Raw genomic sequence first — 12,420 nt, forward strand, 5'->3', positions numbered from 1 at the left:
TCGCGTACCGTCGGAGACAAATAATGAGTTCAATCAACAGCGGAGTTCAGGAAGATTTATCTGGTCTCCAGACAGAAACGGCCGGTCTGCAGCGAAAGATCGGCTGGACAGGCGCGTTCTGGGTCGCCAGCGGCGTGCCGGCGCTCGTGCTGTTTTCCATCGGCTCGATCGCCGCGACGGTCGGCAAGCCGTCCTGGATCATCTGGATGATCTCGATCGGCTTCGGCTTCCTCCAGGCGTTCTCGTATGCGGAAATCGCGGGGCTGTTCCCGCACAAGTCGGGCGGCGCATCGGTGTACGGCGCGATCGCGTGGGTGCGCTACAGCAAGCTGCTGGCCCCGCTGTCGGTCTGGTGCAACTGGTTCGCGTGGTCGCCGGTGCTCGCGATCGGCTCGGGCATGGGCGCGGGCTACGTGCTCAACATGCTGTTCGCGCCGACCGCCGCGATCAACACGTGGCAACTCACGCTGCTCGATCTCGGATGGCTCGCGAGCGGCCTCACGCTGCGCATCAACGCGACCTTCATCATCGGCGCGATCATCCTGCTGGCCGCGTTCGCGATCCAGCATCGCGGCATCCTGCAGGCGGCGAAACTCCAGATGATCCTCGCCATCGCGGCGCTGCTGCCGCTGCTGATCGTCGGCGTTTATCCGATCCTGAGCGGCGATCTGCCGAGGGCCAATCTGCTGCCGCTGTATCCGCTCGCGAAGGACGCGGCGGGGCATGTAATCAACGGCACGTGGAATGCGGCGGGGCTGCAACTGATGGCGGGCGGCCTGTTCATCGCCGCGTGGTCCACCTATGGCTTCGAAACGGCGGTCTGCTACACGCGCGAATTCCGCGACCCGCGCCGCGACACCGTGAAGGCCATCCTGTATTCCGGCCTGCTTTGCATCGTGTTCTTCACGATGGTGCCGCTGGCCTTCCAGGGCGCGCTCGGACTCGGTCAGCTCGTCACGCCGGAAGTCAGGGACGCCGCGGGCAACGTCACGCAGGCGGCGGTCTACGACGGCGTGCTGTCGCCCGGCATCTACAGCGGCATGGGCGTGGCCGAGGCGATGGCGAAGATCGTGCACGTCGGCGCGTGGGGCGAATACATCCTGAAGCCGATGCTGGTGTTCGCGCTCGTGCTTGCGATCATGACGTCGATGGCGGGTTCGTCGCGCACGCTGTACCAGGCGTCGGTCGACGGCTGGCTGCCGAAGTACCTGTCCCACGTGAACGGACACGGCGCGCCGACGCGGGCGATGTGGACCGACCTCGCGTTCAACCTGTTCCTGCTGCTGATGTCCGATTACACGGTGGTCCTCGCGATGTCGAACGTCGGCTACATCATCTTCAACTTCCTGAACCTGAACGCCGCGTGGATCCACCGGATCGACCGTTCGGCGTGGACGCGTCCGTTCCGCGCGCCGACCTGGCTGATCGTCGCCGGCACGCTGCTGTCGTTCGTGAATCTCGCGCTGATGGGCTTCGGATCGAGCGTGTGGGGAGCCGGCACGCTCAAGTCCGGGCTGATCTTCGCCGCGCTGATCGTGCCCGTGTTCCTGTGGCGTCACTACGTGACCGACAAGGGCCGCTTCCCGGACCAGATGCTGGAAGACATGGAACTGTCGGGCCAGCAGCCGACGCGCAAGGCGGGCTACCTGCCGTATGCGACGCTCGCGCTCGGCGTCGTCGTGGTGGCCGTCACGTACATGCTCGCGCCTTGAACCTGCCGGTCCGACCGAAGGGTGAAAAGCGCCTCGCGTAACGCGAGGCGCTTTTTTCTAGAGCGTGTTAGGCACTTTGGATAATGGGCGCAGCATGGACGAGCATGAGCATGGCAAAGACGACGAAGTGCAAACCCGCCAGGGTTTCAGGCAGGCGCTCGTAGTCGCGTGCCAGCCGCCGGAAGCGGTTGAGCCATCCGAAGCTGCGCTCGACCACCCAGCGACGCGGCAGCAGCACGAAGCCCTTTTTCGCCTCGGGCAACTTGATGACCTGCAATTCCATGCCTTCGTCACGTGCGGCCCGTGCAGCCGCGTCACCCGTATAGCCCTGGTCTGCAAAGGCGAGCTTCACCGTCTGGCCAGTGACATGCTGAACCTGACGTGCCAGTTCGCCCACCTGCGCACGCTCCTGCTCGTTGGCTGGCGTAATGTGGACCGCGAGCAGCAGGCCCAGTGTGTCGACGGCCATATGAACCTTGCTGCCCCGCTTGCGTTTGTGACCGTCATAGCCCGCGCGCGGACCGCTCTCACACGTGGACTGCAACGTGCGGCCATCCAGGATAACCGCACTGGGCTGGCCCTGGCGCTCCTGTGCCACGCGCAGCACCGAGCGCAAATCGTTGACCATCGCCTCGAAGCAACCCGCGTTGAGCCAGCGCTGAGTTTGCTGGTAGACCATCTCCCACGGCGGGAAGTTGGTCGGCAGCATGCGCCACGATGCACCGGCCCGCGCCATCCAGCGCAATGCGTTGAACATTTCGCGCAGTTCGTATCGGCGCTGCGGCGCGTCTTCACTCATCAAGATGAGGTACGGAGCAGCGAAGCTCCATTCCTCATCCGAAACATCCGTCGGGTAGGGTTTGCGTTCTGGCATCCTGCCAGGTTACCAGGTTTGGATGAAAGTGCCTAACACGCTCTAGAACGCCCCGCCCCGATAACAGGGCCGCACTTCGAAGATCACGCCTTCCACGCCAAGCACTTCGCCGCTCGCCGAATAGATGCCGACACCCGTTTCCCACACCTGCTTGACGTTGCCGTCCGCGCAACGGATCCGATAGCGCAGATCGAACACGCCGCGCGCGGCCAGCGCCTCCTGCACGCCGCTCCACACGTAATCGGCGTCCTCGGGCACGATCAACTGGCCGAACGTGTTCTCGTGGCTGTCGAGAAACCATTCCCGCGGATAACCGGTGACGGCTTCGCAACCCGCGCTGATGAACTCCATCGTCCAGAGCCGGTTGTTGCGGCCGCGATAGATCAGCCCCGGCAGACTGTCGAGCAGCCCCAGCACGCTGCGCAGATGCACCTGGGTCGACGTCTCGCGGCGGCGTTCCTGCGTGATGTCCGCCAGCGCGACATAAAAGCCGTCGTCGACGCCGCGCACGGAGACGTCGCACCAAAGCAGCCGGCCGTCCGGATGCACGAGCCGCAGACGCTCGCGCGCCGTCGCCGCGCCGCCCTGCGTCAGGCGTTGCAGCATGCCGCTCCAGATTGCACGGTCTTCCGGGTGCAGGTAACCGGCCATCGGCGCATCGGGCGCGGGCGCTTCCAGCGCGTCGATCCATGCCGCGTTGCAGCCGCGCACCCGGCCGCCCGCATCGATCTGGAGCAACGCGACGGGAAACGCATCCGCGCCGGGCAGCCGGCCCGATACACGGTCCATGGTCTCGCTGCCATCGCTATTGGAGTTCATCGCCCGCCACTTCCTGTGGTTGATCCAGCCCGCGGCGATGCACGGACGCAGCCAGTTCAAGCCGCGTTTTCGCATCCCGCTTGCGCAGCAGGTTTTTCACGTACACCTTCACCGTCCCGTCGCTGATCCCGAGCTGCCGCGCGATCTGCTTGTTGCTCATGCCCTCGGCGATCAGCGTCAGCGTCTGCGCCTCGCGCACGGTCAGTCCCGACAGGCGCGCGTGAGTCGTCTCGCCGGCGCTGTCCTGCTCGTCGGCCAGCAAGCGCGCAAGGTCGTCGTCGAACACCATCACGCCCTGCATGCAACTGCGCACGTAGGCCAGCAGCATCTCCGGCTCCGACTCCTTCAGCATGTAGCCGTTCGCGCCCAGCCGCATCGCGGCGCGCAGTTCGGTGCGGTCCATCGCTGCGCTCAGCAGCACCTTCACGCAGTCCAGTTCCAGCTGCTTCAGTTCGTCCAGCACCTGAAGCCCGTCGAGCCCCGGCATGTGCAGATCGATCAGCACCAGTGCCGGCTTCAGTTGCCACGCGAGCGAGATGCCCTGGCGGCCGCCCGACGCCTCGCCGACCACATGGAATTCGCCGGTCGCGTTGAAAAATTCCGCCAGTCCCCGCCTGAACAGCGGGTGATCGTCGATCAGCAGCATCGTGGCCGGATTCATCGGCTGGGCTCCTTGCCTGGCAGGTTGCGGGGTACGAAAAGATGCACGCGGGTGCCGCCCGACGCGCCCGCGCCGATCGTCAGCGCGGCGCCGATCGCGCGGGCGCGTTCGTGCAGGATATTGAGACCGTAGTGATTCTCGCCGGCCGAGCCGAGGCCGAGACCCACGCCGTCGTCCATCACGCTGACCTGGAAGCCACCGCGGCTCGCGCGCAGTTCGACCCATGCGTGCCGCGCCTGCGCGTGGCGCACGACGTTCGACAGCGCCTCGCGCACGATCTGCAGGAGGTGCAGTTCGGCACCGGGTTCGAGCCGCAGGTCGGGCAGCCGGTTGTCCAGTTCGAACACGACGTCGCAGCGGCGCGAGAACTCCGCCACCGATTCGGCCAGCGCCTGCTGCAACGAACGGCCGTCGAGCGTGAGCCGCGCGCTCGTGATGAGTTCGCGCACCTGGCGTTGCAGCCGCGTCGTCATCGTGCGCAGTTCGGCCAGCACCGGATCGGCGCCCGCGCCCTGCTGAAGCCGCGCCACCAGCAGCGACATGAAACCGAGTTGCTGCGCGACCGAATCGTGCAGTTCGCGCGTCAGCGCCCCGGTTTCGCCGGGGGCGCGGCGCGATGCCGACGCTGCCGCGTCGCCGGTCAGTTCGAGCGCGCGATCGAGCGCATCCGCGACGCAGTCGATGCCCGCCAGAAACGACGGCTCGACCGGCGCCGCGACGTCCAGCACCAGCCGCTCGCCGGCCAGCGGCCGCACGGCTCGCGCGCAATCGGCCGCGCAGCGGCAATCGGCACACCACGCGGCGGTGCCGGGCGCCGCTCCGGTCAGCAGGCACGCGACTCCGCCCGTGCAACGCCCGTCCGCGCCGGTCTGCGGGCCGCCGTTCCCGCCGCCCGCGACCAGCATCGCGTTGCCGCCGGGCAGCCCGCTGGCGAGTTGCGCGACCAGCGTCTGCAAGACCTGCTGCCGCGTCGAGCCGGCCAGCAGTCCCAGCAGGCAGTTCAGCAGCACGTCGCGCAACTGCGCGGGCAGCGCGGTTACGTCGGTCTGCGGAAAGGCGCTTTCTGTGAGGCAGGCGTCCGGGGTCACGGGTCGTATTGGGATCGTGTCGGGGTCGTTCAGGGTCGTTTTCGGGCGGGAAAACCGGGGCAACCGCACGCAAATACCGTGCCGTTCGCGCGCCGCGCGGCGGCTACCCCTTTGGGCATACCTCGTCTTCCGGATTGAAGCGGGATTACTGGCAAGAAACCATGTTTCCCAATGGGAAATGACGAAGCCGACGAAACGCGCCGCCGCCGCGACGCCCTTCGATGAGGCAGACGCTCGTTTCCGGGACAGAAACGCACCCGGTTGAAACATCGATGCCGCCTTTTTCGCGAGACCTTGCCATGCAGTCCAGCCCTGCCCACCCACTTCACAGCCTGCCGCGCTACGCGCCGTTGCAGTTCGATGCGCGCGGCACGGCCCATCTGCTGATCGCGCAGTCCGATGCACTGGATGCGCACGCCGCATTCATCGGAGAGCTAATGGAGTCGACCCGCGCCAGCGCACGTCTGCTGGGCGAGCCCGTGCAACTGACCGGCATCGCCACGCAGTGCTTCCATAGCAAACGGTCGCTCGAACAGTCCGTGCGGCAGCACCTGGCCGAAGCAGGCGAGGTCGGCCTGCGCGTTTATCTGTGCGGCGACGAAGCCTTCATCTGGCGCATGCGCCCGATCCTGACCGCGTCCGGCCTGCGCGGCGAGGAAATCCAGGCGGACGCGTCCCGCGCGCGCCGCGCGGTCTATTGCGTGCATTGCGGCGGCACGCACGACTACCCGTCGCAAGACGAGGTGACCTGTGCGGGCTGCGGCCTGCGCCTCGCGGTGCGGCAGCATTTTTCGCCGCTGCTGGGCGCGTATTTCGGCGGCTGCGCGAATCCCGACACGCCTTATGCGGAGAACCGCGCATGAACACGCTCGACGTTCGCGTTGCCGCGATCCGCCCGCTCACGCCCGTCGTGCGCGAACTGACGCTCGCGCCGGTTGCCGGGGAACTGCCGGCGTTCTCGGCCGGCAGCCACATCCAGCTCTGGATGAACGACGGCGAACGCGCGTACCGCAACGCGTATTCGCTGCTGGGCGACCCCGCGGATCGCAGCGCATGGCGCATCGCGGTGCGTCGTCAGGAGCCGTCTCGCGGCGGCTCCGCGTTCGTGCATGAATGCATCGAGCCGGGCATGACGCTGCGCGTTTCCGCGCCGGCCAACCTGTTCGCGCTGAACGCCGGCTGCCGGACCCACATCCTCGTGGCGGGCGGCATCGGCATCACGCCGTTCCTCGCGCATATCGCGGAACTCGAACGCCGCCACGCCGATTTCGAACTGCACTACGCGTACCGGCCGGGCCTCACCGACGCGTATCTCGACGAACTCGACGCCCGGCTCGGCGCGCGCCTGCACCGCTACGACGGCCGGCACGCGAGATTCGACGCGGCCCGCGTGCTGACCGGGCGGCCGCTCGGCGCGCACGTCTACGTGTGCGGTCCGCAGCGGCTGCTGTCGGACGTGCGCCGCGCGGCGGAAACGCTCGGCTGGCCCGCAAGCCGGCTGCACTGGGAAGCGTTCGCCGCGCCCGCGCCGGGCACGCCGTTCAAGGCCACGCTGCGCCGCAGCGGCCTGAGCATCGACGTCGGCGCAGACCAGAGCCTGCTCGAAGCACTCGAAGCCGCCGGCATCGACGTGCCGAATCTGTGCCGCGGCGGCGCATGCGGGCAATGCATCACGCCGCATCTGGAAGGCGACATCGAACATCGCGACTCGGTCCTGAGTCCCGACGAACGGGCCACGCATCTGATGCCGTGCGTCTCGCGCGCCTGCGGCGCCACTCTCACTCTCGACCTGTAGGAAGAGCGAAGCCATGAGCGTATCCATCAAACCCGCGCAGACCTATCGCGGCGACTTCACGTACCGCAACAGCGAGCGCGCGATCGCCCGCTTCCCGTTTCCGTTCCCCGACGACAGGTACATGTACTCGGTCAACATCGAGCCCGCGACGCCCCGCGATCCCGGCTCGGTGTTCGAGCATCACTTCGACATCGACGAGCACTACCGCTCCGAAGCCGCCGAGCGCGCGCTCGTGCTGGAACAGGACCCGCGCCGCTGCATCGTGATGCCGCATATGGAAACGGCGTCGTGGGACGCGCTCGACATGATCATGCATCACCTCGCGGCCGACTATCCCGAGTGGTTCTCGCTCGAATACGACGGCGACCGGTGGCGCTGGACCAACCGCGCGCTCGACCTGCAACAGACCTTCACGTTCGGCGACGCCGCCACGCTGCCGTACGGGCCGCTCGAATACGTGATGCGGCAGACGCAGGGCGACATCGCGCTGCTCGACCAGCGCGACGGCGACCTGTTCATGGACGCCGGCGTCGTGACCGGCCCCGCGGACTGGTCGCTCGCCTTCGATGCGGGCATGAGCTTCAAGCAGTGGCATTCGCCGGTGCCGCTCGCGCATCAGATGGGCGTGTTCGACCGCGCGCTGAAGTATCTGCTGGGCATCCAGCCCGGCAGCCCGGTGCGGCGGCTGAACTGGACGCTGACCATCAACCCGCGGCTCGACACGTCGTCCGAGACCTGGCACACGTGGGGCAGCGAACGCGGCCAGGTCACGCCGGAGAACGTCGGCCGCGTCGTGCACCTGCGCGTCGAATTGCAGTTCATGGCGCGCCTGCCGCGCAGCAACGCGCTGATGTTCAGCATCCGCACCTACCTGTGCAGCATGGCCGACCTCGTCACGAATCCGGCGTGGGCGCGCCGTCTGCACCGCGTGCTGCGCGACCTGCCCGAGCCGGTCGCCGAATACAAGGGCATGTCCCGCTACCGCGCGACGCTGGTCGACTGGCTCGGCCAGTTCGACCGCTGACCCGCGTCTTTTCATTCGATAAAACTCATCCGTCGGAGCACCCAGCATGGCACATTCATGGCGCATTTCCGCACTCGCCGACCGGCATCGCGCGCTCGGCTCGAACCTCGAAGACTGGAACGGCATGGGCACCGCATGGACCTATGCCAGCGACCTCGCCGACCATCACGAAGCGATCCGCACGAAAGCCGGCCTGATGGACGTCTCGGGACTGAAGAAGGTCCATTACGTCGGCCCGCACGCGGAAAGCCTGCTGAACTGGGCCACCACGCGCGACATCGGCAAGCTCTATCCGGGCAAATCCGTCTACGCGACCCTCCTCAACGAGGACGGCAAGTTCATCGACGACTGCATCGTCTATCGCACCGGTCCTAACGCGTTCATGGTCGTGCATGGCGCGGGCACGGGTTACGAGCGCCTCGTCCGCTCGGCGCAGGGCCGCCAGGTCGCCGTGCTGTTCGACGACGACCTGCACGACCTGTCGCTGCAAGGGCCGGCCGCCGTCGAGTTCCTCGCGGAGCACGTGCCGGGCATCCGCGACCTGCCGTACTTCCACCATCTGCAAACGCGCCTGTTCGGCCGGCCGGTCATGATCTCGCGCACCGGCTACACCGGCGAGCGCGGCTACGAGATCTTCTGCAAGGCCGCCGATGCGCCGCTGATCTGGGACGCCATCCTCGATAAAGGCAAGCCGTTCGGCATCGTGCCGTGCGCGTTCACCGCGCTCGACTGGCTGCGCGTCGAAAGTTATCTGCTGTTCTATCCGTACGACAACTCGGAGATGTATCCCTTCGCCGACGAAAAGGCCGGCGACACGCTGTGGGAACTCGGCCTCGACTTCACCGTTTCGCCGGACAAGACCGATTTCTGCGGCGCGGCCGAGCATTTCCGGCTCGCGGGCAAGGAGCGTTTCAGGATCTTCGGCGTCGAGATCGACGCGCAAAAAACCACCCAGGCCGGGGACACGCTGTGGCACGACGGCAAACCGGTCGGCGTCATCACCTGCGGGATGTACTCGCGGCTGACGGGCCGTTCGCTCGCTATCGCGCGCCTGTCCGTCGCGCAGGCGGCGGCCGGCACGCCGCTGGAGGTGCGCGGCAGCATCGAAGCCCGCGCGCACGCGGCGCTGCTGCCGTTCGACGATCCGGACAAGAAGAAGCGGACCGCCATCGGCTAGGCGGCAAGCGTCCTTTTCGCGGGCCGCCGGCGCGCGCGCCGCGCGCCCGGCCTGCTTCCCTTACGCCCACACTCAAGGATTCACGCTGTGAGCCAGAACTACGTCCTTACGGTCAGTTGCCCGGCCACGTCCGGCATCGTGGCCGCCGTCACGTCGTATCTCGCGTCGTCGCACTGCTACATCAGCGAGCTTGCGCAGTTCGACGACCAGACCAGCGGCACCTTCTTCATGCGCGCCGTCTTCCGCTTCAACGAAGGCGCGAAAGGCGACGTCGAGCGCGTGCGGCGCGACTTCTCCAGCATCGCGAACGACTTCTCGATGCAATGGAAGCTGACCGGCACCGACGAGCGCATGAAGGTGCTGCTGATGGTCAGCAAGTTCGACCACTGCCTGTCCGACCTGCTGTACCGCCTGCATAAAGGCGAACTGCGGATGCGGATCACCGCCGTCGTGTCGAACCATCTCGACCTGCGGCCGATGGCCGAGCGCGAAGGCATCCGCTTCGTCTATCTGCCGGTCACGCCCGAAACCAAGGCGCAGCAGGAAGCCGAGCTGATGCGCATCGTCGAGGAGACCGGCACCGAACTGGTCGTGCTCGCGCGCTACATGCAGATCCTGTCGAACGATCTGTGCAGGCAGCTCGCGGGCCGCGCGATCAACATCCACCACTCGTTCTTGCCCGGCTTCAAGGGCGCGAAACCGTATCACCAGGCATTCGAGCGCGGCGTGAAGCTGATCGGCGCGACCGCCCACTACGTAACGTCGGATCTCGACGAAGGGCCGATCATCGAGCAGGAAGTGCAGCGCGTCGATCACGTGTTCCAGCCCGAGGACCTGGTGGCGGTGGGCCGCGACACGGAGACGGTCGCGCTGTCGCGGGCGGTCCGGTATCACACCGAGCACCGCGTTTTCCTGAACCAGCATCGCACGGTGATCTTCCGATGAGCGCCGCGCAACGGATCGACGGCAAGGCCGAAGCCGCGCGCGTGCTCGACTCGCTGCGGGACGACGTCGAGCGGCTGCGCGAGCAGGGCTGCGCGCCGTGCCTCGCGGTGGTGCTGGTCGGCGACGATCCGGCGAGCGACGTGTACGTGCGCAACAAGGTGCTGCGCGCGCGCGAAACCGGCATCGAGTCGGTCGAGCACCGGCTGCCGGCCAACACGAGCGAGGACACGCTGCTGACGCTGATCGCGGCACTCAACGCCGATCCGGCGGTGCACGGCATTCTCGTGCAGATGCCGCTGCCCGCCGGGCTCGACGAACACGCGGTGATCGACGCGATCGCACCCGCGAAAGACGTGGACGGCTTCCATCCGGCCAACGTCGGCCAGCTCGTGCTCGGCGACGCGACCCTCGCGCCGTGCACGCCGAACGGCTGCCTGCATCTGCTGCGGCAGGTCGCGGGCGACCTGAGCGGCAAACACGCAGTCGTGGTCGGCCGCTCGAACATCGTCGGCAAGCCGATGGCCGCGCTGCTGCTCCAGGCGAACTGCTCGGTGACGGTCGTGCATTCGCGCAGCACGAATGCCGCCGCGCTGTGCCGGCAGGCCGACATCGTGGTCGCGGCCGTCGGCCGGCCGCGCCTGCTCGACGCCGGCTGGATCAAGCCAGGCGCGATCGTCATCGACGTCGGCATCAACCGCATCGAGATCGACGGCCAGCCGAAGCTGGTGGGCGACGTCGATTTCGACAGCGTGGCGCCGGTCGCCGGCGCGATCACGCCCGTGCCCGGCGGCGTCGGCCCGATGACCATTGCGTTCCTGATGAAAAACACGATCGCCGCCGCGGTGCGCCAGCAGGCGATGCGCGACGCGATCGCCGCCTGATGCGCTGCGCCCCACTCACGCTTGCCGAACCAAGGAAACCGACATGAACCAACGTGTTGCAATCATCGGCGCAGGGCCGTCCGGCCTCGCGCAACTCCGCGCGTTCCAGTCCGCCGAAGCCGGCGGCGCGGAGATCCCCGAACTCGTCTGCTTCGAGAAACAGTCCGACTGGGGCGGCATGTGGAACTACACATGGCGCACCGGCACCGACGAACACGGCGAGCCGGTGCACGGCAGCATGTACCGCTACCTGTGGTCGAACGGACCGAAGGAATGCCTCGAATTCGCGGACTACACGTTCGAGGAGCACTTCGGCAAGCCGATCGCGTCGTACCCGCCGCGCGCGGTGCTGTGGGACTACATCAAGGGCCGCGTCGAGAAGGCCGGCGTGCGCAGGTACATCCGCTTCGATACCGTCGTGCGCAACGTCAGCTTCGACGCCGCGACGCGCCGCTTCACGGTGACGGTGCACGACTTCGGCACGGATCGCAGCTACGCGGAGGAGTTCGACTACGTGGTCAACGCGTGCGGCCACTTCTCGACGCCGCATGCGCCGACGTTCCCGGGCTTCGACACGTTCAAGGGGCGCATCCTGCACGCACACGACTTCCGCGACGCGATGGAATTCCGCGGCAAGGACATCCTGCTGATCGGCAGCAGCTATTCGGCCGAGGACATCGGCTCGCAATGCTACAAGTACGGCGCGCGCAGCATCACGAGCTGCTACCGGAGCGCGCCGATGGGCTACCAGTGGCCGCCGAGCTGGGAGGAAAAGCCGCTGCTCGAACGCGTGGACGGCAACACCGCCCACTTCGCGGACGGCAGCCGCAAGAAGATCGACGCGATCATCCTGTGCACCGGCTACAAGCACCACTTCCCGTTCCTGCCGGACAGCCTGCGTTTGCAGACGAACAACCGCCTGTGGCCGCTCGACCTGTACAAAGGGGTGTTCTGGGAAAACAACCCGCAGATGATCTATCTCGGCATGCAGGACCTGTGGTACTCGTTCAACATGTTCGACGCGCAGGCGTGGTACGCGCGCGACGTGATTCTCGGGCGCATCGCGCTGCCCGAACGCGACGCGATGCACGCGGAGAATCTCGCGTGGCGCGCGCGCGAGGAAACGCTGGTCACCAATCAGCAGATGTTCGAGTTCCAGGGCAGCTACATCCAGGAACTGATCGACGCGACCGACTACCCGAGCTTCGACATTCCCGGCGTCAACCGCACGTTCCTCGAATGGAAGCATGACAAGCACGAGAACATCATGGGCTATCGCGACAAGTCGTACCGGTCGCTGATGACCGGCACGCAGTCGCCGCCGCACCATACGCCGTGGGTCAAGGCGCTGGACGACTCGATGGAGGCGTATCTCAGCACGCCGGCCGAACTGGCCAGGGCCGGCTGAATGAGGGAGACACGCATGACACCGCGCCCGCCGTCC

Annotated in this window: 12 protein-coding genes; 8 read left to right on the top strand and 4 right to left on the bottom strand. The window is 66.8% G+C overall.

The annotated features are described in order from the left end of the window. The first annotated feature begins 23 nt into the window (after positions 1 to 23). On the top strand, positions 24 to 1,712 hold the full coding sequence (locus BLV92_RS21295) for an APC family permease (protein ID WP_244283879.1): 1,689 nt from the start codon (positions 24 to 26) through the stop codon (positions 1,710 to 1,712). Between the two features lie 67 nt (positions 1,713 to 1,779). Here BLV92_RS21295 and BLV92_RS21300 read toward each other — a convergent pair whose 3' ends face one another. Genes BLV92_RS21300 through BLV92_RS21315 form a run of 4 tightly spaced genes read right to left on the bottom strand, consistent with a single transcriptional unit; the run spans position 1,780 to position 5,154 of the window. Continuing rightward, complete coding sequence (locus tag BLV92_RS21300) at positions 1,780 to 2,586, bottom strand: IS5 family transposase (RefSeq protein ID WP_090548459.1); 807 nt, start codon at positions 2,584 to 2,586, stop codon at positions 1,780 to 1,782. Positions 2,587 to 2,628: 42 nt separating this feature from the next. Beyond that, complete coding sequence (locus BLV92_RS21305) at positions 2,629 to 3,405, bottom strand: PAS domain-containing protein (protein ID WP_244283880.1); 777 nt, start codon at positions 3,403 to 3,405, stop codon at positions 2,629 to 2,631. Then, positions 3,392 to 4,066 (bottom strand): response regulator, encoded by a 675-nt coding sequence (locus tag BLV92_RS21310; RefSeq protein WP_090548465.1) that lies wholly within the window; start codon positions 4,064 to 4,066, stop codon positions 3,392 to 3,394. The genes BLV92_RS21305 and BLV92_RS21310 overlap by 14 nt, the downstream gene beginning before the upstream one ends. Next, complete coding sequence (locus tag BLV92_RS21315) at positions 4,063 to 5,154, bottom strand: sensor histidine kinase (RefSeq protein WP_208862128.1); 1,092 nt, start codon at positions 5,152 to 5,154, stop codon at positions 4,063 to 4,065. The genes BLV92_RS21310 and BLV92_RS21315 overlap by 4 nt, the downstream gene beginning before the upstream one ends. 221 nt (positions 5,155 to 5,375) lie before the next feature. On the opposite strand from BLV92_RS21315, the gene BLV92_RS21320 reads away from it, so the two are divergent. The 7 genes from BLV92_RS21320 to BLV92_RS21350 all read left to right on the top strand — a co-directional run bounded on the left by BLV92_RS21320 (position 5,376) and on the right by BLV92_RS21350 (position 12,384). Beyond that, on the top strand, positions 5,376 to 6,017 hold the full coding sequence (locus BLV92_RS21320) for a dimethylamine monooxygenase subunit DmmA family protein (RefSeq protein ID WP_134046980.1): 642 nt from the start codon (positions 5,376 to 5,378) through the stop codon (positions 6,015 to 6,017). Next, positions 6,014 to 6,949, top strand: a complete 936-nt coding sequence (locus BLV92_RS21325; protein WP_090548467.1) for a PDR/VanB family oxidoreductase — start codon at positions 6,014 to 6,016, stop codon at positions 6,947 to 6,949. Before BLV92_RS21320 ends, BLV92_RS21325 begins: the two co-directional genes overlap by 4 nt. Before the next feature lie 13 nt (positions 6,950 to 6,962). Beyond that, positions 6,963 to 7,973: a heme-dependent oxidative N-demethylase family protein gene (locus BLV92_RS21330; RefSeq protein ID WP_090548468.1), complete on the top strand. Its 1,011-nt coding sequence runs from the start codon at positions 6,963 to 6,965 to the stop codon at positions 7,971 to 7,973. Between the two features lie 46 nt (positions 7,974 to 8,019). After that, the gene (locus tag BLV92_RS21335; protein WP_090548469.1) at positions 8,020 to 9,150 is read left to right on the top strand and encodes an aminomethyl transferase family protein; all 1,131 of its coding nucleotides are present in this window, start codon (positions 8,020 to 8,022) and stop codon (positions 9,148 to 9,150) included. 87 nt (positions 9,151 to 9,237) lie between these two features. Further along, a complete protein-coding gene (purU, locus tag BLV92_RS21340; protein WP_208862129.1) occupies positions 9,238 to 10,095 on the top strand; it encodes a formyltetrahydrofolate deformylase in 858 nt (285 codons plus the stop codon). Continuing rightward, positions 10,092 to 10,976: a bifunctional methylenetetrahydrofolate dehydrogenase/methenyltetrahydrofolate cyclohydrolase FolD gene (gene folD / locus BLV92_RS21345; protein WP_090548472.1), complete on the top strand. Its 885-nt coding sequence runs from the start codon at positions 10,092 to 10,094 to the stop codon at positions 10,974 to 10,976. The genes purU and folD overlap by 4 nt, the downstream gene beginning before the upstream one ends. A gap of 43 nt (positions 10,977 to 11,019) precedes the next feature. Further along, the gene (locus BLV92_RS21350) at positions 11,020 to 12,384 is read left to right on the top strand and encodes an NAD(P)-binding domain-containing protein (RefSeq protein ID WP_090548473.1); all 1,365 of its coding nucleotides are present in this window, start codon (positions 11,020 to 11,022) and stop codon (positions 12,382 to 12,384) included. The last annotated feature ends 36 nt before the right edge of the window (positions 12,385 to 12,420 follow it).

The organism is Paraburkholderia caballeronis (assembly GCF_900104845.1).
GTDB lineage: Bacteria > Pseudomonadota > Gammaproteobacteria > Burkholderiales > Burkholderiaceae > Paraburkholderia > Paraburkholderia caballeronis.

Coding starts and splice junctions, on each gene's coding strand:
- BLV92_RS21295 (WP_244283879.1), top strand. CDS start 24: ATGAGTTCAATCAACAGCGGAGTTCAGGAAGATTTATCTGGTCTCCAG.
- BLV92_RS21300 (WP_090548459.1), bottom strand. CDS start 2,586: ATGCCAGAACGCAAACCCTACCCGACGGATGTTTCGGATGAGGAATGG.
- BLV92_RS21305 (WP_244283880.1), bottom strand. CDS start 3,405: ATGAACTCCAATAGCGATGGCAGCGAGACCATGGACCGTGTATCGGGC.
- BLV92_RS21310 (WP_090548465.1), bottom strand. CDS start 4,066: ATGAATCCGGCCACGATGCTGCTGATCGACGATCACCCGCTGTTCAGG.
- BLV92_RS21320 (WP_134046980.1), top strand. CDS start 5,376: ATGAGGCAGACGCTCGTTTCCGGGACAGAAACGCACCCGGTTGAAACA.
- BLV92_RS21325 (WP_090548467.1), top strand. CDS start 6,014: ATGAACACGCTCGACGTTCGCGTTGCCGCGATCCGCCCGCTCACGCCC.
- BLV92_RS21330 (WP_090548468.1), top strand. CDS start 6,963: ATGAGCGTATCCATCAAACCCGCGCAGACCTATCGCGGCGACTTCACG.
- BLV92_RS21335 (WP_090548469.1), top strand. CDS start 8,020: ATGGCACATTCATGGCGCATTTCCGCACTCGCCGACCGGCATCGCGCG.
- folD (WP_090548472.1), top strand. CDS start 10,092: ATGAGCGCCGCGCAACGGATCGACGGCAAGGCCGAAGCCGCGCGCGTG.
- BLV92_RS21350 (WP_090548473.1), top strand. CDS start 11,020: ATGAACCAACGTGTTGCAATCATCGGCGCAGGGCCGTCCGGCCTCGCG.